General features: G+C 41.3%; 22 protein-coding genes and 2 pseudogenes. 16 read left to right on the top strand and 8 right to left on the bottom strand.

The window, feature by feature from the left end:
• The first annotated feature begins 8 nt into the window (after positions 1-8).
• The 6 genes from ACBP55_RS30545 to ACBP55_RS30520 all read left to right on the top strand — a co-directional run bounded on the left by ACBP55_RS30545 (position 9) and on the right by ACBP55_RS30520 (position 5560).
• Entirely contained in the window at positions 9-2453 is a 2445-nt protein-coding gene (locus ACBP55_RS30545) for a glycoside hydrolase family 2 TIM barrel-domain containing protein (protein ID WP_464647026.1), read from the top strand.
• A 30-nt stretch (positions 2454-2483) separates the two neighbouring features.
• Positions 2484-2669, top strand: coding sequence for a hypothetical protein (locus tag ACBP55_RS30540; protein WP_464647024.1), 186 nt, complete (start codon positions 2484-2486; stop codon positions 2667-2669).
• A gap of 699 nt (positions 2670-3368) precedes the next feature.
• Positions 3369-4292, top strand: a complete 924-nt coding sequence (locus ACBP55_RS30535) for an NAD(P)/FAD-dependent oxidoreductase (protein WP_464647022.1) — start codon at positions 3369-3371, stop codon at positions 4290-4292.
• A gap of 29 nt (positions 4293-4321) precedes the next feature.
• Positions 4322-4561 carry a glutaredoxin family protein gene (locus ACBP55_RS30530; protein WP_029196850.1) on the top strand — a complete coding sequence of 80 codons (240 nt, stop codon included), beginning with the start codon at positions 4322-4324 and terminating at the stop codon, positions 4559-4561.
• Between the two features lie 36 nt (positions 4562-4597).
• Complete coding sequence (locus tag ACBP55_RS30525) at positions 4598-5164, top strand: peroxiredoxin (protein ID WP_464647019.1); 567 nt, start codon at positions 4598-4600, stop codon at positions 5162-5164.
• A 120-nt stretch (positions 5165-5284) separates the two neighbouring features.
• The gene (locus ACBP55_RS30520) at positions 5285-5560 is read left to right on the top strand and encodes a hypothetical protein (protein WP_464647017.1); all 276 of its coding nucleotides are present in this window, start codon (positions 5285-5287) and stop codon (positions 5558-5560) included.
• 73 nt (positions 5561-5633) lie between these two features.
• On the opposite strand, the gene ACBP55_RS30515 is transcribed toward ACBP55_RS30520, so the two are convergent.
• The 5 genes from ACBP55_RS30515 to ACBP55_RS30495 all read right to left on the bottom strand — a co-directional run bounded on the left by ACBP55_RS30515 (position 5634) and on the right by ACBP55_RS30495 (position 10546).
• Positions 5634-5873: an AbrB/MazE/SpoVT family DNA-binding domain-containing protein gene (locus ACBP55_RS30515; protein WP_029196853.1), complete on the bottom strand. Its 240-nt coding sequence runs from the start codon at positions 5871-5873 to the stop codon at positions 5634-5636.
• Positions 5874-6820: 947 nt separating this feature from the next.
• Positions 6821-7834 carry a S8 family serine peptidase gene (locus tag ACBP55_RS30510; RefSeq protein ID WP_464647015.1) on the bottom strand — a complete coding sequence of 338 codons (1014 nt, stop codon included), beginning with the start codon at positions 7832-7834 and terminating at the stop codon, positions 6821-6823.
• Complete coding sequence (locus ACBP55_RS30505) at positions 7800-8276, bottom strand: hypothetical protein (protein WP_464647013.1); 477 nt, start codon at positions 8274-8276, stop codon at positions 7800-7802. The genes ACBP55_RS30510 and ACBP55_RS30505 overlap by 35 nt, the downstream gene beginning before the upstream one ends.
• A 53-nt stretch (positions 8277-8329) precedes the next feature.
• On the bottom strand, positions 8330-9649 hold the full coding sequence (locus ACBP55_RS30500; protein ID WP_464647011.1) for a hypothetical protein: 1320 nt from the start codon (positions 9647-9649) through the stop codon (positions 8330-8332).
• Positions 9650-9814: 165 nt separating this feature from the next.
• The gene (locus ACBP55_RS30495) at positions 9815-10546 is read right to left on the bottom strand and encodes a hypothetical protein (RefSeq protein ID WP_464647009.1); all 732 of its coding nucleotides are present in this window, start codon (positions 10544-10546) and stop codon (positions 9815-9817) included.
• A gap of 246 nt (positions 10547-10792) precedes the next feature.
• Here ACBP55_RS30495 and ACBP55_RS30490 point away from each other — a divergent pair.
• The 3 genes and pseudogenes from ACBP55_RS30490 to ACBP55_RS30480 all read left to right on the top strand — a co-directional run.
• Positions 10793-11059, top strand: a pseudogene (locus ACBP55_RS30490) (IS6 family transposase); the annotation flags it as partial.
• A 58-nt stretch (positions 11060-11117) separates the two neighbouring features.
• Positions 11118-11306, top strand: coding sequence for a hypothetical protein (locus ACBP55_RS30485; RefSeq protein WP_464647007.1), 189 nt, complete (start codon positions 11118-11120; stop codon positions 11304-11306).
• 286 nt (positions 11307-11592) lie between these two features.
• Positions 11593-11835, top strand: a pseudogene (locus ACBP55_RS30480) (transposase zinc-binding domain-containing protein); the annotation flags it as partial.
• Here the strand turns inward: ACBP55_RS30480 and ACBP55_RS30475 are convergent.
• The 3 genes from ACBP55_RS30475 to ACBP55_RS30465 are packed head-to-tail and all read right to left on the bottom strand — an operon-like array spanning position 11801 to position 15115.
• Positions 11801-12670, bottom strand: coding sequence for a transglutaminase family protein (locus ACBP55_RS30475; RefSeq protein WP_464647005.1), 870 nt, complete (start codon positions 12668-12670; stop codon positions 11801-11803). The pseudogene ACBP55_RS30480 and the gene ACBP55_RS30475 overlap by 35 nt on opposite strands.
• Positions 12667-13626: an alpha-E domain-containing protein gene (locus ACBP55_RS30470; protein WP_464647004.1), complete on the bottom strand. Its 960-nt coding sequence runs from the start codon at positions 13624-13626 to the stop codon at positions 12667-12669. Before ACBP55_RS30470 ends, ACBP55_RS30475 begins: the two co-directional genes overlap by 4 nt.
• Positions 13627-13657: 31 nt before the next feature.
• On the bottom strand, positions 13658-15115 hold the full coding sequence (locus ACBP55_RS30465; protein WP_464647002.1) for a circularly permuted type 2 ATP-grasp protein: 1458 nt from the start codon (positions 15113-15115) through the stop codon (positions 13658-13660).
• 353 nt (positions 15116-15468) lie between these two features.
• On the opposite strand from ACBP55_RS30465, the gene ACBP55_RS30460 reads away from it, so the two are divergent.
• From ACBP55_RS30460 to ACBP55_RS30430, 7 genes are all read left to right on the top strand, one after another.
• On the top strand, positions 15469-17670 hold the full coding sequence (locus ACBP55_RS30460; protein ID WP_464647000.1) for a methyl-accepting chemotaxis protein: 2202 nt from the start codon (positions 15469-15471) through the stop codon (positions 17668-17670).
• A 131-nt stretch (positions 17671-17801) separates the two neighbouring features.
• Positions 17802-18332 (top strand): hemerythrin domain-containing protein, encoded by a 531-nt coding sequence (locus tag ACBP55_RS30455; protein ID WP_464646998.1) that lies wholly within the window; start codon positions 17802-17804, stop codon positions 18330-18332.
• Positions 18333-18632: 300 nt separating this feature from the next.
• A complete protein-coding gene (locus ACBP55_RS30450; protein WP_464646996.1) occupies positions 18633-18761 on the top strand; it encodes a hypothetical protein in 129 nt (42 codons plus the stop codon).
• Positions 18762-19105: 344 nt separating this feature from the next.
• Complete coding sequence (locus tag ACBP55_RS30445) at positions 19106-19783, top strand: GntR family transcriptional regulator (RefSeq protein ID WP_464646994.1); 678 nt, start codon at positions 19106-19108, stop codon at positions 19781-19783.
• A 51-nt stretch (positions 19784-19834) separates the two neighbouring features.
• Positions 19835-20803, top strand: coding sequence for an ABC transporter permease (locus tag ACBP55_RS30440; protein ID WP_464646992.1), 969 nt, complete (start codon positions 19835-19837; stop codon positions 20801-20803).
• Positions 20804-20831: 28 nt separating this feature from the next.
• Complete coding sequence (locus ACBP55_RS30435; protein WP_464646990.1) at positions 20832-21710, top strand: carbohydrate ABC transporter permease; 879 nt, start codon at positions 20832-20834, stop codon at positions 21708-21710.
• Between the two features lie 59 nt (positions 21711-21769).
• Entirely contained in the window at positions 21770-23296 is a 1527-nt protein-coding gene (locus ACBP55_RS30430) for an extracellular solute-binding protein (protein ID WP_464646988.1), read from the top strand.
• The last annotated feature ends 10 nt before the right edge of the window (positions 23297-23306 follow it).

The following is a 23306-nucleotide window of genomic DNA, read 5'->3' as shown; positions in this document are numbered from 1 at the left end:
ATGAGCGCATGAGAAAGAAAATGAATTTTAACAGCAACTGGTATTTTCACATGGGTGAACTGGAACAAAAAGTTGAAAAAATTACAAGTAAAACAGGGACATGCGGAGGTGCCAGTAATCTAACGAGAGAAGAGGGATTTGTGTATAAGAATCCTCGACATATTGCGGATGTCATTGGTATCGAGGATGGGAACCCCCTTTATAAAATCGCAGAGCGCCTTGAGGGAATTTGGGACATGGTCGATCTCCCACATGATTGGAAAATCAGACAGGATTATGTAAAACCCAGCAATTACTCTAGCATGTTTGATAAAGACGGACAAAAAGGGTATTTACCGGATGGAGTGGGATATTACAGGAAGAAATTTTCACTGTCGAAAGAGGATTTGGGAAAAAGAATTGTGATTGAATTTGAAGGCGTCATGCGGGATGCCATCGTATGGGTTAACGGCAGCTACATCGGTTCACACTTATCCGGTTACACAGGGTTTGCTTACGATATAAGCGCGTACCTGAATTATGGAGATGAAGGTGAAAATGTCATTCTGGTGAAGACCGATTGTACGTATGAAGAAGGCTGGTGGGCGGAAGGTGCCGGTATTTACAGGGATGTATGGTTGTATCAGCTGAATACGGTGCACGTCAAAAGACATGGAACCTTCGTCTATTGCAAGGACATCACGGACAGCAATACAAAGGTAATGATAGATACAGAAATTGAAAACAAGGTTCATTCGGATTGCACCGTAACTGTCAGACAATCTCTTGTATCTCAAGAAGATCAGATTTTGCATCATCAGGAAAAGGAACTTACGGTAGGATCTCTTTGCGTAGGCACAATATCCTTTGATTTTATGCTTGAAAATCCGATTCTTTGGGATTTAGATCACCCGTATCTCTATAAGATGGTAACAGAGATTGTCAGAGAGAATGAAATTATTGACCATTATGAAACATTATTTGGTGTGAGAGATATCAAGTATACAAGTCAGGGCTTGCTGCTTAACGGAAAATGGATTGAAATCAAGGGCGTGTGCGAACATCAGGATTTTGCCGGCGTAGGCATTGCATTAACGCCAGATATTATCGATTATAAATTAACCCGGATTAAAGAAATGGGGGGTAACGCTTACCGCTCTGCCCATCATCCGGCAACCGATTATCTATTGCAGGCCTGTGATAGAATGGGGATTCTCGTCTTAAATGAAAACAGAAGGTTGGATGTAGGTCCGGAAGGCCTAAATGACGTGAAAGAGCTGATTAAAGGATCCCGGAATCATCCTTCTGTGTTTATGTGGTGTATGGAGAATGAGGAACTGATCACATTGCTCCCTCCAGGAAAAAGATTGCTGAAAGAATTAATGGCATACGCCAAAAAACTGGATCCCACAAGGTTATTTACGGTCGCAGGACAATTTGCGAAAGGCGATTCGGAATACGAATCCATCCCCGATGTCGTAGGGTTCAATTATGATTCCGGTCATGCAATAGCAAGGCTGGAGAATTACCCCGGTTCATTGGTCATGGCTTCTGAAGATGCAAGCTTCGTATCAACAAGGGGTGTCTATGAAGATAACCGGGAATTGGGGGTATGCGACAGCTATGACAGCGGCAGTTATTATGAAAAAGTATTGAAAGGCTCGGATGTGGAAGTCTCTTCAGGAACAGTAGGCGGTGCCTCCTCTCTATTTAACCTAGTATATTGCTGGAATCATTCTAAACACGAAGTGCCTGATTTGGGCGGAATATTTATATGGACTGCTTTTGACTATCGCGGAGAAACTTTCCCATGGAATTGGCCTACTATTAATTCCCAATATGGGGCAATGGACATGTGCGGATTTGAGAAAGACGTTTACTATTATTGGCAGAGTGTATGGATGGATCAGCCTATGGTTCATATGCTGCCGCACTGGAATTGGAAAGGCAAGGAAGGGCAACAAATACACATCGATGTGTACAGCAATTGTGAAGAAGTAGAGCTGTTTATAAACAACGAGTCTCAGGGCCGGAAAAAACATACCAAAGGTTTAATCACAAGATGGGAACCTTTATATGCACCTGGTGAAGTTAAGGTAGTCGCGTATAAAGATGGAAAACCAGTCGCGGAGGATCAAAAGATTACAACAGGAGAACCGTTTGCTATAAGACTGAGTAAAATCTACAGCGGCAAAGATAACGATCTAATTAAGGTTGAAATCGTTGATAAGTCTGGGCTGTTGTGCCCAACTGCAGATAACCATATCCAATTCTCTGTGATAAATGGGGAAATCGTTGGTGTTGGTAACGGGAATCCATCCAGCCATGAACCTGATGTTGCGGATCAAAGGAAAGCTTTTAACGGTCTCGCCTTAGTAATCCTCCGTAGACAGAGTGATAACACTACATTGATGGCTGATTGTAGTGGTTTAGAGAGCGCTAGAATTTCTTATACAAATGGCTCGTCTAAGTAAACGCAAATCTTATTTAAGGAGATGGAGGAAATGGACTTAAAAAGAAAAGTCGCGATCGTGACTGGAGCTGCATCAGACATTGGTTATGCAACCAAATTGATGTCAAATGACGGCGCATTCGATGCCTCTGAATTTATTACAGGACAGACGATTCAAATTGATGGTGGAGCGGGCATGCACGCTCTTACATTTGCGGACTTTTCTCAAATGGGCTAGTAAAAAGGGAAGATAGGATAAGACGGATTACACAAAGAGGAAATTGATCATATATTGTTAAAAAGAGATCGGGAATATGTTCCTGGTCTCTTTTTAACGTAAGGTTATTGGCACAAAAAAACACAACAGGGAGAGATACACGTTTTAAGATATATGTTCATGTCTTTTAAGGATATATGTTCTTGTTTTTTGAAAGCTGTGGCTTTGAAACAATAAAATTATTGTCTTCAACAGGTATTGGTGGCGGTATGTATATATTTGATAAAAATCTTTTATGTCGCAATAAATATATGTTATCAATTTTAATAAAGTTCTGAGGATATCATCAGAGGGTGGTAACAAATGTGGAATTCTTTCAGCCGGTTAGAGACAAACAGTAATTCCAGTATTGGGGAATATTCATGTCGCTTGACTCCTCCGATCTGCATTGCAGTTATTCTTTACTGCTTACAATAGCGGTACTTTCATGTCATGTTGTTTGCATTAGTGGTATTTTCATGTCCTGAAAAATTCAGTATTTTATGATTAATGGGATATTCATGTCGCTAATGGGATAGTTTCTTGTCGTTGTACTTTTTCTTATTTATAATAATTATTAAAAAGGATTGACTTTTATTATTATTTATTTATAATAATTATTATCTGATATGAGTTCTCATTGGACAAGCCGTCTTAATGGGCTAAAAGGAGTGCACAGCGATGTATGATGTCATTATTATTGGGGCTGGACCAGCAGGAGCCTCGGCTGCTATCTATACAGCAAGAGGAAATCTGAAGACACTCGTTATTGACAAGGCACCGAACACAGGGGCTCTGGCCATCACTCACAAAATTGCGAATTACCCGGGGGTCATTGGGGAGTTATCAGGTAAAGATTTGCTCGATACGATGCGGGAGCAAGCGAAGGGCTTTGGGGCGGAGTTCATCCAAACAACGATTACAGCTGTGGATGTGGAAGGCGATACGAAGTATGTATTTACGGCTGACGGAATCTATGAAAGCAAGTCGATCGTTATCGCGACGGGGTCCAAAGGACGCAACCGTATGCTGCCGGGGGAAGAAAGCTTGTTAGGGCGCGGCGTTAGTACATGTGCAACGTGTGATGGAGCCTTTTTCGATGGCAAAACGGTCGCTGTCATTGGCGATTCAGAGGAAGCCTTGGAAGAAGCGCAAGCGTTAAGTAAATTTACGGATAAAATATACTTCATAGTTCCACGACCTGAACTGCAGGGCGTTCATCACGTTCCAGAATTGCCGGGCACTGACTTTCTATACAAAGCCAAACCGCTGGAAGTGCTTGGAGACAAGCATGTAGAGGGGCTTAGAGTACGTACGAGCTCTGGTGCTGAGGAAGTACTCCAAGTGGATGGTGTGTTTGTCTTCCTATCCGGCAGTAAGCCAGGCACAGATTTCCTACAGGATCAGGTTCCGCTGGACGCGGATGGCTTTATGATTCTGGATAGCTCGATGCAATCACCTGTTGCAGGCGTATTCGGGGCTGGAGAAGTTAGACGCACACCGGTGAAGCAAGCGGTTGTTGCAGCTGCTGATGGAGCCATCGCAGCCATGGCGGTTGATAAATTCATTAATAAACGGGCTCAGCTGATCCCGCAATACAAATAATCTTATACCCTACAAGGAGATGAATTCCGATGTCTAATGTCATTGTTTATTCAAGTACAAATTGCCCATATTGCCAACAGTTGAAGAAGTATTTAACAGAACAAAATGTCTCCTACGAAGAAAGAAACATTGATCTGAATGATCAATTTGGACAAGAGCTTCACGATTTAGGCTTGATGTCTTTGCCTGTGACGGTCATTGGCGAACACAAAATTTTGGGTCTCAACGTTACCAAACTCAAAAAAGCTTTGGCTGAAATCGCAAGCTAATTTCATACCATATAAATAGATAGAGGAGAGCAAACCATGACACAATTAACCGTACAACCTGCACATACTTTTGCTAAAATAGGGCTTCCAGCACCTTCATTTTCCTTGCTGTCTACGAAGAATATGGAAACCTTAGAAGAGAAAATAACGCTTGAAGATTATAGAGGAAAATGGCTTGTTTTCTTCTTCTGGCCATTCGACTTTACTTTCGTTTGCCCAACCGAAATTACAGCATTCAGTGACAATTACGAGCAGTTCCTTGAACTGGATTGTGAAATTGTAGGGGCTTCTGTAGACAGTGTGTTTACACACAGAGCTTGGACTCAAACGCCGCGCGACCAAAATGGTATCGGTCCTGTGAGGTTCCCATTGGTCAGTGATTTCTCCAAAGAAACTGCACGCGCATATGGCGTGTTAGACGACGAAAGCGGTGCTGCGCATCGCGGATTGTTCATCATCGATCCGGAAGGCGTGCTGCGCTATCAAGTGGTTACGGATATGAATGTTGGGCGCTCTGTAGATGAGACGCTGCGCGTGCTTCAAGCCCTTCAGGCTGGTGGACTTTGTCCAGCGAACTGGAAGCCAGGCGATAAAACACTTTAAGCTGCACAAAAAATTAAGCCCCCATCGACTCTCACTCGATTGGGGCTTTTGTATGTATTCAATGTCTGTTTTGAAGTATAATAGAAGAACTATATAGGTGAAGACAGAGAGGTTAGATGCATGATGCAGTCCTTATCGGACAAACTGTTTATGGGTTCTTTGATTTTACTCATGATTTCCATCGTTGTTAGCGGAATTGGATTTCAATTCGTTAATTGGCGTACACAAGTGACAGATGAGTTAGATGGGGAGACGCAAGAAAGCGGTTCTCGCAAGAAAGCCGTATTGGATCGGCAGGATAAGAGCTTGGGACGTGTGCTGCGGTCAAAATTATTTTGGATCGCGATAGCAGGCATTCTCATATCCATTGGACTTTCTTGGTTTAGCTCTAAATAAAAATATAAGGCGTATAGCCCTCGGGATGAGTGTTATACGCCTTTTTGTATCCTATTTTAACCGGAATGAGGATTTAAACAACAATTTCTTCTACGCATGAGCTGCAGACCAGCTTGCCTTTGAAATAGGTCATATTCTCGAAATTACCGCAGAATACACAGGCTGGCATATACTTCTTGAGTGTAATACGCTCTGGATCGACATAAACCTCGATCGCGTCGCCGATATCGATATGAAGTGTTCGCCGCAGCTCAATCGGTAAAACAATCCGGCCCAACTCGTCTACTTTTCTCACTATTCCTGTCGATTTCATCTGAAAGCCTCCTAATTATTTCATTAGACTTCGATCAATTATGTTGTATATTCAATTCCACATATAAACTTGAATTCCTTTTATTTACTTCAAATATTTTAGTGAATTATCTGTAAAATGCATGAAAGTAAACGACAAATAGAGGGCTCCACGTATTTCATTTAATACGTGGAAACCCTCTATATTTATTTTTTTCATCATTTCCGCATGGTTGCGCGAGAGAGTCTGCTGAGAAGTCGATTTCCGGCTTATCGGGCTCTGTGGGTGTCGGGTGACAAATTAGTTTTGAAGTAAACAATAAAGTCTTGAAGTGACAAATAAAGTTCTGAAGTATAGAAAAACTACGCTGTTTGTAACGATTTTCATCCGAAATGTATGGAAATGCCGATCTCGTCCCTGTAAAATATACAGGCACTTTGTGCTGCCCGTATCGAACAGCCTTTCTCCTTACCGTGAATCTGGATCTCATTAAAAACCATTGTAAAGACAGACTTCCGAGAAGAAAACAGTTCTATGAATCAGTCTTTATAATGTCCATCTGCCACGCCCACTCAACGAAAACACCTAACCTGATAACATTGGGGGGAGTCCTCTCACACCGGCACCTTCGGGTGCCCATTTTTTCTGCCGGGGTGGTCAACAGTCTGGTTAATAACAAAGCCTATGCTCAAAAGTCTTTAAATTCTTTTTATTGATGTTCCTCGTTCTTGGTGTTCTTTCTTTTAAGTTCTGACTTGAGACAATCAATAATTAACAAAATACTAAAGTAAATAACAACTAATAGCCCTAAACGAGATAGAAAATTCCCAATAAAACTGCTTACAAACCCTTGGAAGTTCCCTAATACTTCATAAAAGTAAACAGACGGAAGTCTAATACAAATTAAAAATATTCCACCCAAAACTCCAAATAATAAATTCAGTTTACGCTCCATAAATTCACCACTTTCAATTAGTAATAAAATTAATTTGTCCCATTCCTTGACATAATACGTTACAATCAGATAGTTTCTCAGCATGACTATTCAAATATGTTTCTATATTTGATATGTGCTGATCCCTATTGCTTTCAATTAATACAGCTAATGCTCCGGATAATATAGCAGCTGCATATGATGAACCCGAGGCTAATTGATATCCTCCCAGGTCTTGGTAATCCAAAGATAAAACATCGACTCCTAAAGTAACTAAATTGGGTTTTAAGTGATTTGCATTTTCAAAACCTCTACTTGATAAGTAAGCTATTTTGTCATCGGAATGAGAATATGTACCATTATTATTTATATATCCCACTGTAATTACATCTGGACTATTTGCTGGATAAAGTACCGTGTCTGTATTTGGCCCATTATTTCCAGCAGACATCACAATCAAAACACCCATTTTTCTTAACGCTTTTAATTTCTCGAATATTTCATCGGAAGATAACTCGTAGTTATTATATGTTTCAATACCTAATGATATGTTAATCACATTAATATTATATTTAAACTTATTTTCGATAAGCCACTTAAGTGATTTCTCTAATAAATCTATAGTTGTATTTCCTTTAGAGTCAATTACTTTAAGAATGACTAAATTTGCATCAGGTGCTATACCTCTCAATTTACCATTAGCACTTATTATTCCTGCGATGAAAGTACCATGACCGTAATCATCATAAAGCTCTTCTTTACTATTTACAAAATCCTTAAATACCAATATTTTTCCTTTATTGAGGTCTTTATGAAGTTCAATACCCGAGTCGATAATGGCAACTGTTACATTTTTACCATTACTTTGTTTAAAGGGAGGTTTATCTAGACCTACATAACTCCTCACGCTTAAACCTTGAGCAGTAACGACTTTATATGATTTCACATCATAACTAATCAATAAAAGAATAATAACAATTATTATAACAATTATTATAAAATAATACTTTTTATTATTCTTTGTACATTGAACTAAGTAGAGTAGCATAATATAAATCTCCTAGTTCTAGACTTTGATAATTACCACGTAAACCCATAATACTATCCCCTGACAAGGCTACCTCAAGAAATTTCTTAATTTCTTCTTTCTTAACGTCATCAAAATTACCACTTTTTTCCACGATACTGTATCCCATATAAGTAGAATATATATTTGGATATTCAGACATTTTATTAGATCTAATTCCATTTTGGCTTTTTAATTCATTAATACTGCTAACCATCTTTTCTAATATTCTATTAACACTTTTTTGTCTTTTTCTATCTGTTGCTAGGATAAGATCATACATATAACAAATATCAATACGTGTATAAGAATCAGGATATCGGTCTATTATTAACGCTAGTTGAATGACTTTCTCCTGAATATCCTTTGGAATCGATTGTTCTAATATTTGGAGTGATCTTACTCCAATATAAAATCTTTTCAAAGTCTTTGATAGTTCCTTCTCATCTATATTATCATTTATTTTCGTATATTTTGTTATATAATTTGCAATGCTCTTTGAGAGACTTCTTGTCTTTGAATTTCCATCTTTAAAACTTTGAAGCTAAGTAATAAATAGTATATTTCATTTAACTTTTCGTCATCTTTTATTGTAATGTTATCTTCAATAAGTACCTTTGAGTAATTCGAAAGACTTTCTTTTATATTTACCTTATCGTAACTGAAACCATAATATTCAGATAATGCAATTCCAAAAAAATTATCCTTAATATTCCCATCTATCTGACCTATTTTATTAAAATCGCTTTGTATTGAATCATCAATGTAATTAGTAATTTCGTGATTTAAGGGGATTGTATTAATGCCGAATTTTTGATAAACGTCAATCATTGCACTTAAAAAAAATGGTTCGAGTGGAGTATTATTTAAGGCGTAAATTTTATTTACTGATTTATCTAATGTCTCTTTTGGTACCTTAAAGTCATGTTTGAGAAATTCATTAATATTAATTATTGTTTTCAAATATAAAAAATAACTTGGGTTTCCTTCGTCTAACGAATTCAATAAGTTAGAATTTATGAGGGAAAGCCAATTGCTGCGATTTTTTAATGTAGTAATTTTAGCAACACTATCAATATCATACCCCAGTAAATTAAAAATAGAAATAATAACTCCTCCAGAACCTATTGAAGACCCAAGTTCATTCTCATTAAAAAGAGAATCTTGTTGGTAAAGCTTGATACACGTATTTAATATCTCATCTGCATTCGGAATACTACTTCTAATATTCTTGAAAGTTTCAAGCACTTCACGAGTTGCGATAAGCTTCATATTAATATCGTCATCTTTACTTTTGAAAAAAAACAGATTGTTTTCTCTGTCGTAATTCATAAATAACAATGAAGTATATTTTTCTACATCATTATTAGCATAATTTAGATTTGAATAGATTCTGATTTTATAATTTAACTCCCAAAAATCCTTTGACTCCTCTAGAAAATTCCTTGAACTTAATAAAGTTTTATATCTCTCTTTATCTAGTTCACTATTCCCATTGTGTAAATCATTCTTTAAATACAGTGACCAGTACATTATATATGGGTTAGGATAAGGAAATTTCAGCCCGTATGAGCTAAAATATTTAATTTTTTGGTTATTTATATAAGATTTATATAAAACTCTCTGGATGTCATTCTGTTTTAATAAAGAATTGGTCAATTTCTCAGTAAGTAGATCTGTTCTATAAATTGAACTATTTTCACTAGGAATATTACTGGAATATGTATATGTTAGCGATATGAAAACAAAACATATTACAAAAGTAATTATCAGTCCTAATAGCAGTCTTCTTAGCATACTATTTATTACCTCCCAACCGAGTGAGGGCGTGAATACCGAATAGCTGCGATCTCAATGGATTACCGCTATCTCCAGTAACCACGCCCACGGAAGTTCTGAATCAACTCTTAAAATTGATTAGTAGATCTTGCAAATAGCCCTATAAAGAGCAGTAGAGTTATTTTACGACACAGTCACAGATTTATAAGCATTAGTTAATACCTGATAGCCTGCAATTGATGCAGTAGCGGAAGCACTGTGACTATAACTTGTTACATCTGGAGCTGTTACTGTGATTGTTCCATAACTTGCTCCATAAAAATAGTATGGCCCTTTACCACTCCATTCAACAGGGATTGTAGCTGTTGTATTAGTTGCAGTTACAGTACCGGACCCACTAACTGTTGTACCAATCGTAACTGAAGTTCCTACTGAGCTAACATAATTATAACCAACTACAAATGAATCTTTTACACTATATAGTGAATCCCAATTGGTATTACTATTAGTTCCTTTAAACCATTGATGTGTCCATTGACCTGTAATCGTTATCGTTTCGGGGTTAGCCCCCCATGGATCAGTATCAACAGCATTATCTTTAAACCAGGTTTCCATGTATCCACCAGAATAGTTGGTCTTATTCACTGTTTCGACGGTTTGTTGCGCTTTCAACTTGTTTACTTTGATTGCAAATCTCTCCTTATCCTCCTTTGACTTAATGTTTTCAGAAGCAGTGTACGTGAACGTACCACTTCCGTAATCATCCAGTATTTTAAAATCAGGATCATTTTTAATAGTTTTATAAAACTCCTGCTGTTCATTAAGTTTCTCTGTTTGTGCGAATGCTTGACTACCAATGCTAGAAATTGCTATTACCATTGCAGCTAATAATGTTACACCTTTTCTCAATTTCATTGATATATCCAGCCTCCAATATATTATTTTTTATGGGTGCGCACCGCATTAATTTATAATATCTTAATTTTCAATTAATGTAAATATATTCCTTGGATAAAATAGGAAAAAATTCATTTTTTATATATAATCCAAGGAAAGATACTAGTGATAACTTGATAGAATTCACTGTATTTATCACATTTTTGTAAAAACGCAAAACTATAATCAAACAATCAAGTGGATCCTTTAAGCTCAATAAACACCATTAGCGAACCTGAGAGGATCTCGGGGAAGCAGTATGAATCAGTAGTTATCTTACTAACAGTAAGATGGTATTTGAAATATAGCCTGAGTTATCGTGATTTAGTTGAGATAATGGAAGAATGGGGTCTTGATATGGCTCATACAACAATCATGCGATGGGTTCATGAGTTTGGGCTGGAATTAGAAAAGCTGACAAACGATTCCTTCCGGACTGATGAAACCTATATTAAAGTCAAAGGACAGTGGAAGTATCTTTATACTGGTATCTTGTACTTCAAAACTTTATTGTCTCCCAACAGAAGAATACCCATATGGTATCCATACGATGAAAAAACTCAGTGAATCCTATAAGTTTCTTTATTTGGGATTCATAGTGGAAGGTGCACTCACTGCAGAGACTGACACCACCTATGCCTTTAATGCAGCGGCCTTGAGGGATGAGAAGACCGGCGAGAACGTACAGATGCTGCTTCAGTTTGTGGAGATTGTAAAAGATATGGCAAAAGTATTGTAATCAAAAGTAAGAAGGGCTACCGGGAAATTGCCCAGGTAGCCCTTCTTTTCACAAGGAGGTAATGACACTTTGATGCAATTGCTGCTTGAGGCGGTTGAAGGACAATAAAGTTTTGAAGTATAAAAGGATTATATTTGTCCATATCGGTATTAACAATGCTTAGATTAGAGTAACAATAATGAAGTGCGGCAGTAGAGATCTGGGCATTATGTTGTATGAGTGTAAGGGATGTAAAGAAAGAGAACCGGAACCGGTATATCTATGTTTCACCTGAAAGAGCCGGTTTTGTCACGGCTGTGGGAAGAAATATACGGACGAATGGACAGAGAAACAAGTTGAGCGGATCATAAACGTGCCTCATCGGCATACGGTGTTTATGGTGCCAGACTGTGGGCGAACTTCGGCTCGCAGAGCTCTCGCGTTAAGCACGTTTTCCGAGCTTAATCTGAATGGAAGCGCGAGACGGTCTGCTGAGAAGTCGATTTCGGCAATAGCTAGCTGTTCTCAATCAGCTTTACATCGACAATGACTTCCAGGTCTTGCTGACCGGCACCGCGATAGACGCCTTTGACGGGAACGATATCGTTGTAGTCGCGGCCGTGTCCGAGCTTAACATAGCGCCAATTGACCTCACAATTGTTCGTAGGGTCGTAACCGAACCAACCGGTTCCTGGGATCAGGCACTCCACCCATGCGTGGGAGGCTTGGGTGAATTCCGTGCTGCCTCCTTGTAGATCGCCAACAAAGTGATAACCGCTAACGTACCTAGCAGGAATCCCTTTATCTCGGCAAATGGCAATCATGAAATGAGAGTAGTCCTGGCAAACGCCACGCTTAAATTGAAGCATTTCTCCGACGGTGGTCTGTACAGAAGTGGCTGAGGGATCATAAGTGAAGTCACGATGAATCGTTGTGTAGATCGTACGCAGCAATTCGTATAAACGGATATTTTGATCGGAAATGGCATCTGAGTAAGCCTTGAGTTCAGGGGTCAAACCTGTATAACTGGTAGGCAGCAAGTACTCCGCATGCTGATTTTGGAAGTCATCGCTAAGTCTCATCGTTTTCTCCTCGAAGGGAGAAGCGACGTTTGACGGGATGTTGTCGTTGTCGTTCGTGACGACAGTGGACACCATTTTAATTGTTAGCTCGCGATGAAGTTTATTGACGGTAAAAGCATGTACGCGATTATGAAAAAAATCCGAATACGTAAAGAAAGCTGAAGCAGGTTCCGTGGTGATGGCGTGGTGATAACAGGCTTGACGATTATCAGTGAGAGGCGTTAAACGAACTTCATTGACACTGTCCTGCGCTGTATCGGTGTAGGAATAGCGTGTGATATGCGTAATCTCCAGCTTTTTCATGCGATGACCTCTTCCCTGGAGGGAAAAAAGACTTTGGACATCCTTAAACCCATCACGTTACAGGATTCCCGAAGCGCACTTAAAGTCATTTCCAATTTGCCGGATAAAATATCCTCTTCGTCCATGCAAGCAAGATTAGCTTTTACTTTTCCCGCTAGCTTAGCGAGCCTGTGTACAGTAAGATTTAAATCTGGGTCCTCTAATTGAATGCCCTGCAAGGAACGCTCTAAGGATTGGAAGGAGAAGCTAACCGAGCGTGGAAAAGTTTCATGGAGCATCAGAAATTTAATAATGCTGCTTAGATTAATCGTGTCTGCATGTTCCCGGCGAAACGACTCATATCCGCTAACCGACTTCAAAACGGAAAGCATGAGCGGGTAAGAAGAGAGCTCTTCCCTAGCGTAATCATGACATAACGATTGGAGTAAGCGCAGCAAGTTCTCAGCACGCTCCAAATATCTTCCGGCTTCCACGAAGTGCCATTCATTTTGACGGGGCATGACGGATGTGGCTGCTCCTTGAAACATAGACAAGGTGTCGCGAATGAAGCGATAGAACAAATGAGGTGATTCGTTTGTGATATCTCGGACTTCTTTTTCTTTTAGCCACAGATATAAGCCATTCATAATATCCCACAGCTCCGCGGGCATTTTCTCGCGAATATTACGAAGGTTGGAGCGAGCATGGCTGGTGCAAGCGAGCAAAGAATTCGAATTATTTTTATCGAGTGTAATATACTGGAGGACATGCTGCTCGGTGAAGCTCCCATATTGCTCAGTAAATGCGGCGCGATCGCCAATCGTATCAATTAAGCGGCTCCACGATTGATCGCTGCTATTCTCCTTCTCCTCGCGAATATGATAATACACGTCGATTAGCCTCGCGTGATTCTCCGTTCTCTCCGTATACCTGCCGATCCAGAATAAAGCTTCCGCTGTACGTCCCATCATCACCATGAACGCTAGCCTCCAATCTATAATTGTTTCACTACGAATTAGTGACCCACGTGTCCTTGCATCCCCCGCCTTGCGAGGAGTTCACCACAAGTGAACCTTCTTTAAGCGCTACCCGAGTGAGTCCGCCAGGTATAACCTGAATGCTCTCGCCAGCGATGACGAAGGCCCGAAGATCGATGTGCCGCGCAGTCATTTGACCGTCCATCATGACTGGAGCTCTGGAAAGCTGGATCGTGGGTTGAGCGATATAACGATCGGGATTCGCTATAATTTTGAGCCGAAAATCAGCCAACTCACTCTCAGAAGCCGAAGGCCCAATGAGCATACCGTAACCGCCGGAGAGCGAAGTCTCTTTGACGACCATTTTATCTAAATGCTGCAATACGTGATCACGTTCTTCCGGTGTAGAAAGGATATAAGTAGGCACATTATTCAGGATAGGTTCTTCGTTCAAATAGTAACGAATCATGTCTGGAACAAAGGCATAAATGGCTTTATCGTCAGCCACGCCGGTCCCAGGGGCATTCACGATGTTAATATTACCGGCGCGATAGGCATTCATGATCCCAGCAACACCTAACATCGAGTTCGGATCAAAAGCGAGCGGATCCAAGAAATCGTCGTCGATTCTTCGATATAAGACATCGATTTGGCGGAGTCCCTTGATCCCGCGAATATATACCTTATGATCAATGACGACGAGATCGTGTCCTTCAACAAGCTGGATGCCCATTTGCTGTGCAAGGAACGTATGTTCGAAGTAGGCTGAATTGTAGCAGCCCTGGGTCAGTAAGCCAATGACAGGATCGGATTTGCCCGAAGGGCTTAGCCTGCGCAATGCGGATAGAAATACATTTAAACTATGCTCAATATCTTGGATCGAATGGCTAAAAACAAGTTCAGGGAATAAGTGCGTCATGATGGAACGGCTTTTGTACAAATAGGAGAAGCCTGAAGGTGACCGCAGATTATCCTCTAGAACGAAATATTCGCCATGCTCATCACGAATTAAATCGATACCTGATACGGTTACGTAAACATCATTCGGGATGGATAAACGCATCATTTCAGGTCGGAAATAGCAGTTGGAAAGCACCATTTTCCTAGGGATAATACCGTCCTTTAAGATGCATTGGTCATGATAAATATCCTTGAGAAATAGATTAAGCGCCTTAACGCGCTGTTGAAGCCCTCGTTCTAGCTTGAGCCATTCATCCCGTGGAATGATTCGTGGGATCGGATCGAAAGGGATGGTTCGTTCCAATGCTTCCGCTTGATCAGGGCTGTAGAGTGTAAACGTAATTCCTTCTTCCATCATGCGTTTCATGGTGGCCGTCTGGCGCTTGCTCAAATTCCCCGCCTTCATGGACATGAACTGAAGGAAAACATTTTGATAATGTGATCTTACCGAATATGAGTTCACAAACATCTCATCAAAAAAAGGACGGGGATCATAGGGGGTGGTGACCAGATTCTCAGGTTTGGACATCGCAGCTCCTGGTTTCTTAGCTATACTTCGAGTGGAAGCTACGTTAGGATAAGGGCCCGAAGCAGAAACCAGGCCTCCTTTCTGATCTAAGTTCTTATTTTGCGTTAGGTAATATGACGCGAGTTAATGGAAAAAATAATGATTTTTCTTATATTGTAAATTTATCAGAAAATTATGTCAATATACATGACGTATAAATTAACTAACATGAAATGCGCAAATAGATCAAATAGTTGAAATTTTCAAGAATTTTCTGTTTTTATCTTGCTTTACGTCGGAATCAGCTATAGAATGTCGAATAAGTAAATGTTATATAAAGTCACATATGGATTGTGAATATAGGGGGTTTGGGTATGTTTGATTGGCTGGGATTTCGAAAAGGTCTGCCGTTGTGGTGGTCTTATCGTCTGAATCGTCATCTCAAGGAAGATGTGGAACATATCTTCGAAGGGATTGCGCATACGAGAACTGAAATTTTACGAAGCTGGGTGGAAGCCTATTGGTCCAATTTGGATCGTCTGCTCGAGCAGCTCTCTGATTCTGAATCTGGACCAACGATACAGGATGACTCGATGGTTCAACGGTTGCTGGCAGCTGCGTTAAAGAGCGGGGCTGATTTATCGGAAATCTTCATTGTGGATGAAAAGGCAGCAGTGATATACTCTACGTCCCCTACTCATGTTGGGAAATCTTATGATTCAAGTAGTGAACTTACAAAAGGGCTAGAGGAAGCACGTAAAGGCAAGAAATGCTTATTCGGACCGTATTCCGATCCTCTTACATTAAAGCTAGGTCCAAGCACTTCGCCGTTTCACGATGCTATGACACTTGCTTTTATCGCTCCTATTATGGTTAACGGAATATGGAAAGGGGCCATTTGCGGACGTGTCCCGAACGATGTGCTCGGGGATTTGATCCAGCGTGAATCTGGACATGTTTATCCGGACTCTGGAGATAATTATTTATTTATGGCGAAGCCTGTGTTAAATAAACAGATTGCTCCAGGCACAGCATTATCTCGCAGCCGTTTTGAGGATCTTACTTTTACGCATGGTGATAATTTAAAAGATGGCGTGCGCACAGATTACGGTATTGTCGGTGTAAAGAAGCATACGGAGCTTGAGCTTATTTTTACGGATCCGGCAACGGGACAGCTTCATCCGGGGGTTGCGGGAACGATTGCAAAGGGACATAACCTATTCGTGGAGTTTCCAGGTTATTCCGATTATCGGCACATTTCTGTCATTGGCAAAGGGGTTACCTTCCAGCTTCCGCACTGCCCTGATGTTTGGGGGATGATGTGTGAAGGCGATCTAGAGGAAGTATACCGGATTCGCAGTATCGACTGGAAATTGTTTAAGCTGCAGTTGCGGTTCATTGTAGGTTATATATTACTCTCGGCAGGGGGCTTTTGGCTGCTGAATGGACATGTTTCTAGTAGCTGGGGATCCGTAATTGTGGCAGCTATAAGTCTTGTGTATGGAGGAATAGGCGCAAGCATTATAAGGCAAAAAGGCAGCAGGCCGATCGTTAGGCAGCTCGCGCAAATGAATAAGTTCATTCGCATTAACGCAGAGGGCAGCGGAGATTTGACACAACGCCTGCAAGTGCAGGAGTTCGCTGGCGATGAGACGCGGGAATTAGCGAAGTGGATTAATAATATGATCGATTCCCTTGAGGGGATCATGCTGCAGGTGAAACAAGCAGCGGCGGAAGTTCAGCTAAGCCAGGAACGAATGAATGAATCAACCGGTTCAACGGAACAGTCGACAGGACGCATGAGCACCAAGATTCATGATATGATTCGTTCGCTGCGCGGTCAGCTCAAGGACATTGATGTTGCGAAGGATGTAACGCAGAATATGAGCGGGACACTGCGCGAATTGGAAGAGAAGGCTTCGGATCAAATTGCGGTGGCGCAGGATGAAGTGGATCGTATTGGCGAAAAGATGAATCATATTTCAGCGAAAGTAGCTGAAACGAATCGTACCATCCAGACTTTTTTGCAAACGACGCAAGAAATTCCGAAGCTGCTCAAGGTCATCGAAGAGATTTCGGCACAGACGAATCTGCTCTCCCTGAACGCTTCCATTGAAGCCGCGAGGGTAGGTGAGCACGGAAAGGGCTTCGCAGTCGTGGCCGGAGAGATTCGCAAGCTGGCTGATTTGACCAAGAAGTCGACTATGGAGATCAATGATACCATTGCGCACATTGAACGTCACGCGAACGAAGCCTTCATCTCGATGGAAGAAGGCACCAAGGTTGTACTGGAAGGGACGCAAATTGTGGCGGCGGCATCTGAAATTCTCAGCAGCGCGAATGCGCACGACACCATGAAGACACAGGTGGTGGGTGAAGTGGTGGCGCTGATGGAGAAGGTAGCGGCGGTAAGCATGGAGAACCGCCAAATATCGGCGGAGGTTGAGCGTAACGTGCAAGAGCTGCTGCAGGATATGCTTCACGTGCGCCAAACGACGGGGGATGTAGGCGCGATTACGGAGTCTCTGCTCCTGCTTGTCAATCAGTTTCATTTAACGGAAAGCCGTATTCGATAAAGGTTTGCTTCTAAGACATTTCCTGCGCATGTAAGCTAACTCATCTTGCATACAATGATAATGCGGAATGGGTTAGCTTTTACATGTTTGCGAAGTTAGTTTTCATAAGAAAACTCGAAGGAGGATGTCTAATGAATGACCGCTTGAGCATTCGAACGAATAGGGAGTACATGATGGATCCCGGCAATTTTCCAATGCTCGTAGAGCGTCTGAAGGAGGAGCATGTGCAGATGCGCGAGCAGCTCTCCGAGATCCGAGCGATGGCTGCTTCCTTGTACTCCCTCGAGGATTGCTCAATAGGAATGTGTAAGCTGATTGAACTCCAAGATCTGATTCTCTCCCTTGTTGAAGAGCTGGAACAGCATTCGGAATGGGAAGAAAAAGAATTATTTCCTCTTCTGCAATCTTATTTGCATCCAACTACAGCGCTGTCTGTCTCTCGTTCCATGACGGTTTTGGAGCAGGATCATGACTTGGCGAAAAGAGTGGTGCAGGCTTTCGTTGATGGTGTGAATGCGATGAAAGTACCGATAGATGAGGAGTTTTTACATTTGATGGCATCGGAGCTAATGACGGCTTGCTTAATACTGCTCAAACATTTCACCTTAGAAGAGGAGCTTGTGTATCCGCTCACCGATCGCATCGTCGAACAATTAGCCTAAGTACATAAAGAAGGGTCTTCTACTAGTCAAATGACTTGTAGAGGACCCTTTTTTGCTGAGAAGAATTTATATGTTTTCTGAGGCATGAGAGATCTCCTTTTGGCTAGGTTCGTCAATACTAGTACTGGAAAACGTACAGAAGAACTCTTCTTCTCAGCCACCTTCCATTAGAATACTGTACATTTTCCAATAGGAGTGGATGTATCTAATTCAGATTTATATTGTTGCAAAGCGTGCATAGCCAATGCATAAGCTGTAAAGATATTTTTCATCGTTACAGATGCGAGGGGATGTGGATTCGTGTCTGTAACGATATATTTCATCTTTACATACGAGAAGATGAATTGGTATCAATCCGAGCGAGTGGTAGCAAAGAGAAGTTCGCTCCTCCGCAGCAAGGTAGAAAAAGTAGAAGGCAGCACAAAGTAGAATAGAAGAGGGATGGGTGTGAGGGTGGAAAGGCGCCTTGCGGTGTGCCGCCTTTGAAGTCGTGTTTATACCGCATAATAAATTAAAAGAACACGACTTCAACAGCGGTTGGAACCCCACATCCATCCCTCCCCATGCACAAAAGTAAGGGTTTGCACGCAAAAGAACCGTCAGGATGATCTTCCCTGACGGTTTTTCTCATCGAGCAAGATTAACTATCGGGAGTCAAACATGCATAATGACATTTGATATTTGATCAAATATCAAATTTACGTTTACATAGTCAATTCGGATGTGATATTATATCAAATATCAAATAAGATAAATTAAGAGGAGAAAAAACCATGGATGTAACTCAGGAATCAGCATTAAATGAAACGACTTACTCACGAGTTCGGGATAAGTTGCGCGAAGATATTTTATCCGGTGAATTTAAACCTGGCGTACGTTTGCGGATCGTCGATTTATCTAATCGTTACGGCGTTAGCCAGATGCCGATTCGGGAAGCTCTCCAGCAGCTTCAAGGGGAAGGACTCGTTAGTTTGCTGCCTCATAAAGGAGCAAGCGTACGGGAGGTAAATGAGAAGTTCGTATCTGATATGTACGATATTCGAATGGCGATTGAAACGATGTTGGTTCATAATGGAGTACCTTACATGACGGATAGCGATTACAACAGACTTGTTGCCATTCAAGAGCAATACGAGAAGGCATCTGAAGAAGGTGACTTGGGATTAAGCCTGAAACTGAATGAGAGCTTTCACAAAATCATCAATAATCTGGCGCAAAATCCCGAAGCGATTAGGATTATTGATCGGCATTGGGGACTGATTGACAGCATGCGCCAAATATTCGGTTCGAACCGTGGGGCCGATATTAGTAACGATCATCGGATGCTGCTGGAGGCTTTGAAAAATCGAGATGCAGAAGCTGCCGCAAATATTGCCAGAGATCACGTCATTAAGGCCAAACAGGATTTGATTGCAAGAATGAAAGCAACGGGAAAACCATCTAAAACCTAGATGTCGTTTTCGTCCACAAATTAAAACGCTTACAAGAGAAGGGGGTTGAGCGTGTTGTATGATCAAACGGTGACGAAACTTAATGGGTCTTCAAAGTCACTAGAGCGGAAGCGGAAATGGTCCCATATTCGGAAAGATAAGCTATTATACCTCATGGCTATTCCAGGGATTTTGTTCTTTATCGTGTTCCATTACATACCGATGTACGGCATTTTACTCGCATTCAAAAAGTACAATATCTATCAAGGATTTTTCGCCAGCGAATGGATCGGGTTGGATAATTTCAAAACGTTGTTCACCATGTATGGATTCGACAGAGCTTTCAAGAATACCATTATCATTTCGATTTACCAATTGGTATTTGCTTTTCCGTTTCCGATTATTTTATCTATTCTACTGAATGAAATCCGGCATCAATTGTATAAGAAATTCGTTCAAACGTCGATTTACCTGCCTCATTTTGTGTCATGGATTATTATCTCGGGTATTTTGTTTGCCATCTTATCTCCTTCTACCGGTGTAATTAAAGAAGTAGCTGGATTTTTCGGGTATGAGAATTTCACCTTCAACTTGTTGAGCAGTAAGGAATATTTCCGGAGCCTGCTTGTCATATCGAATATCTGGAAGGAAGCGGGCTTTGGTACGGTGCTATATCTCGCTACCATTGCAACGATTGATCAACAGTTGTACGAGGCAGCCAAAGTGGATGGAGCAAAGAAATGGCAGCAAATTTGGCATATTACGCTGCCAGGTTTACGGACGACGATTGTTATTTTACTTATTTTCCGCGTGGGCAGCATGCTCAACACGGGTCTGGATCAAGTGTTTGCACTCTATAACCCTCAGGTCTACGAGGTTAGTGAAATTTTAGACACGTATATTTATAAACTGGCTTTCCAAGAAGCGAAATATGATTTGGCTACCGCATCAGGTTTGTTCAAATCGTTGATTAGTCTAGTCCTAGTTTTATTTACAAACTTTATTGCCAAAAAAATTGATTCAGATAGTGGTTTGATGTAACCGATTTTGTACGAAGGAGGTTCGTCTGGTGAGAGAGTCATTTGGGGAACGTTTATGGTATTTCATTTTGAATGTAGGCATGCTGCTGGTATCGATCGTTACCTTGTATCCATTTTGGCATGTTTTGATGTATTCGTTAAGTGATCCAAGGCTTGCTATGGGTGGAGGGCTATTTTTATGGATGAAAGGATTTTCTCTTACTTCATATGAACTGCTGCTTCAGAGCAAAGGGATTTATTACGCTTATGGAAACTCGATTTTTCGCTTAGTTATCGGAACCGCGATCAATATTGTGTTGACCGCCATGTTGGCATATCCCCTATCCATTCGAAGATTTGTGGGAAGAAACTTCATTACGCTCATGATTTTTTTCACCATGCTGTTCAGCGGAGGGATGATCCCGACTTACTTAATTGTCAAAGAGCTCGGTTTGATCGATTCGATTTGGTCGCTCATTATTCCAACTGCTCTAAGTGCATGGAACCTGATAATTTTGAAAAATTACTTTCAGAGCTTGCCCGCCGAGCTTGAGGAATCGGCAAACATCGATGGAGCTGCTCCGATTCGTATATTATTTTCGGTAATTCTGCCCGTATCCGGTCCTGTTATCGCCGCAATTGCTTTGTTTTACGGTGTAGCTCATTGGAACTCGTATTTTGATGCTATTCTTTACATCAACTCTGATGCGAAACAAGTACTCCAAGTGTTTCTGCGAACGATGCTGCAGAGCAGTTCGCTGCAGCAGGTTCAAGGGGCGGAGAGCCTAGCTTCCTCCATCGGGATGGTCACCGAAGAATCTGTCAAAATGGCAACAGTTGTTGTTTCTGTGCTCCCGATGCTGCTCGTGTATCCGTTTTTGCAGAAATATTACGTTAAAGGCGTGATGGTAGGATCCATCAAAGGTTAGATTTTGAAGAGTGCTAGTTAAGCTCTCAAAATAGATTTATTACTCAGGGGGGTATATATATGGTGAAGTTGAAGAAGACAGTTACGTTAGGGTTGGTCAGCGCGATAATGCTGAGTACAGTCGCTTGCTCTGTTGGTGGAAACACAGGCAAAGAAGGCAATAAAGCAGGTGAGAGCAGCAAACCAGCAGCACCAGCAACGGTACGAATTTTGATCGACAAGACGACTAACTTTCCAGAAGATAATGCGGTAGTCCAGGAAATTCGCAAAAGAACAGGTGTAAATGTTCAGTTCTTGACGGTAGACACGGCAGACCTGGAAACGAAGTTAAATACGATGATTGCGTCCAACGATATGCCCGATGCCTTCCTAAACCCGAATAAGGCGAAAATTAAGGATTTAGTTCGCAATCAGGCTATTATTCCGATGGATGATTTATTGAAATCCAACGGCAAAAATATTTTGGACAACAAAGGCTCCATATTAAAAGGCGCTACGCAAGTTGATGGCAAAGTGTACGCCATTCCGCGTGGTTGGGGATTCGGAAGTGCACTGGCTATTCGCAAAGACTGGCTGGATAAATTGAAACTGCCCGTTCCGAAGACGATTGATGAATACTATACAGTGTTGAAAGCATTCGCTAATCAGGATCCTGATGGCAATGGTCAGAAGGATACGCTTGGTGTGGGGGCTTACTTCGGAGGAGGAAGCGGTTACCAAACGTTCATACACTTCTTTGCGGCCTACGGTGTTCCGATCGGAAGAGGTAAAATGGTTGATGGAAAAGTGCTTCCATGGGTATTGCAGCCTGGATTTATGGATGCCATCAAGTTCCTGAACAAATTGAATAAAGAAGGCTTAATGGATCCCGAGTTTGCTACGATTTCCAATTTGAAAGAATTTGAGAAGCTATGGAACGGCAAGATGGGGGCTTTCGATTTCACCCCGAACGGGACTACGCAAAACTGGTTGACTCGTTATGTTGAAAATCCAAAACCGGAATTTGAGTATACCGTTATTAAGGGACCAAACAATCAAGGAGGCACGCTTAATTTATACCTTGAGGACTCAGGTCCGTGGATGCACATCAGCAAATCATCCAAACATCCTGTTGAGGTAATGAAAGTTTTGGATTTCTTGATTAGTAATGAAGGCGACAAATTGACGTGGGCAGGTATTGAGGGCAAGCATTACTCGATGGAGAACGGCAAGTTCTCGTGGATTAAACCTTATGATGATGCAACTAGCTTGCGTAATGAGGGAGGATTCGCTTACAACGGAGTCATGAATCGAATTAATGGTTTTTCAGTTCAATTGTTGAATGATAAAACGAAAGCCGGATTGAAACTTGCTGCTGACAATGTGATCGAAGACGCTTATCTTTACGATATTCCTGCCGTTGAATTGGAGAAAAAGAAAATATTGGAAGACATCATGAATGAAATCTTCATTTCCTTAATCGTGTCCAAAGGCGATCTTGACAAAGAATACGAGTCGCTCAAGAAAAAATATTTGGATGCGGGCGGTCAGAAGTGGATCGAGCAAGCTACGGAAATTTACAAAAAGGAACATCCAGAGAAGAAGTAGAGTGATTAAA

The organism is Paenibacillus sp. WG02 (genome assembly GCF_055396115.1).
Note: the sequence above shows the minus strand (reverse complement) of the source record. Positions and strands in the feature narration are given on the sequence as shown.

Excerpts from the sequence above, each read along its gene's own strand:
- ACBP55_RS30460 (WP_464647000.1), top strand. The coding sequence starts at position 15,469 with ATGTTTGATTGGCTGGGATTTCGAAAAGGTCTGCCGTTGTGGTGGTCT.
- ACBP55_RS30515 (WP_029196853.1), bottom strand. The coding sequence starts at position 5,873 with ATGAAATCGACAGGAATAGTGAGAAAAGTAGACGAGTTGGGCCGGATT.
- ACBP55_RS30470 (WP_464647004.1), bottom strand. The coding sequence starts at position 13,626 with ATGGTGATGATGGGACGTACAGCGGAAGCTTTATTCTGGATCGGCAGG.
- ACBP55_RS30475 (WP_464647005.1), bottom strand. The coding sequence starts at position 12,670 with ATGAAAAAGCTGGAGATTACGCATATCACACGCTATTCCTACACCGAT.
- ACBP55_RS30465 (WP_464647002.1), bottom strand. The coding sequence starts at position 15,115 with ATGTCCAAACCTGAGAATCTGGTCACCACCCCCTATGATCCCCGTCCT.
- ACBP55_RS30545 (WP_464647026.1), top strand. The coding sequence starts at position 9 with ATGAGAAAGAAAATGAATTTTAACAGCAACTGGTATTTTCACATGGGT.
- ACBP55_RS30510 (WP_464647015.1), bottom strand. The coding sequence starts at position 7,834 with ATGCTACTCTACTTAGTTCAATGTACAAAGAATAATAAAAAGTATTAT.
- ACBP55_RS30430 (WP_464646988.1), top strand. The coding sequence starts at position 21,770 with ATGGTGAAGTTGAAGAAGACAGTTACGTTAGGGTTGGTCAGCGCGATA.
- ACBP55_RS30525 (WP_464647019.1), top strand. The coding sequence starts at position 4,598 with ATGACACAATTAACCGTACAACCTGCACATACTTTTGCTAAAATAGGG.
- ACBP55_RS30530 (WP_029196850.1), top strand. The coding sequence starts at position 4,322 with ATGTCTAATGTCATTGTTTATTCAAGTACAAATTGCCCATATTGCCAA.
- ACBP55_RS30485 (WP_464647007.1), top strand. The coding sequence starts at position 11,118 with ATGAAAAAACTCAGTGAATCCTATAAGTTTCTTTATTTGGGATTCATA.
- ACBP55_RS30495 (WP_464647009.1), bottom strand. The coding sequence starts at position 10,546 with ATGAAATTGAGAAAAGGTGTAACATTATTAGCTGCAATGGTAATAGCA.
- ACBP55_RS30445 (WP_464646994.1), top strand. The coding sequence starts at position 19,106 with ATGGATGTAACTCAGGAATCAGCATTAAATGAAACGACTTACTCACGA.
- ACBP55_RS30520 (WP_464647017.1), top strand. The coding sequence starts at position 5,285 with ATGATGCAGTCCTTATCGGACAAACTGTTTATGGGTTCTTTGATTTTA.
- ACBP55_RS30535 (WP_464647022.1), top strand. The coding sequence starts at position 3,369 with ATGTATGATGTCATTATTATTGGGGCTGGACCAGCAGGAGCCTCGGCT.
- ACBP55_RS30500 (WP_464647011.1), bottom strand. The coding sequence starts at position 9,649 with ATGCTAAGAAGACTGCTATTAGGACTGATAATTACTTTTGTAATATGT.
- ACBP55_RS30540 (WP_464647024.1), top strand. The coding sequence starts at position 2,484 with ATGGACTTAAAAAGAAAAGTCGCGATCGTGACTGGAGCTGCATCAGAC.
- ACBP55_RS30455 (WP_464646998.1), top strand. The coding sequence starts at position 17,802 with ATGAATGACCGCTTGAGCATTCGAACGAATAGGGAGTACATGATGGAT.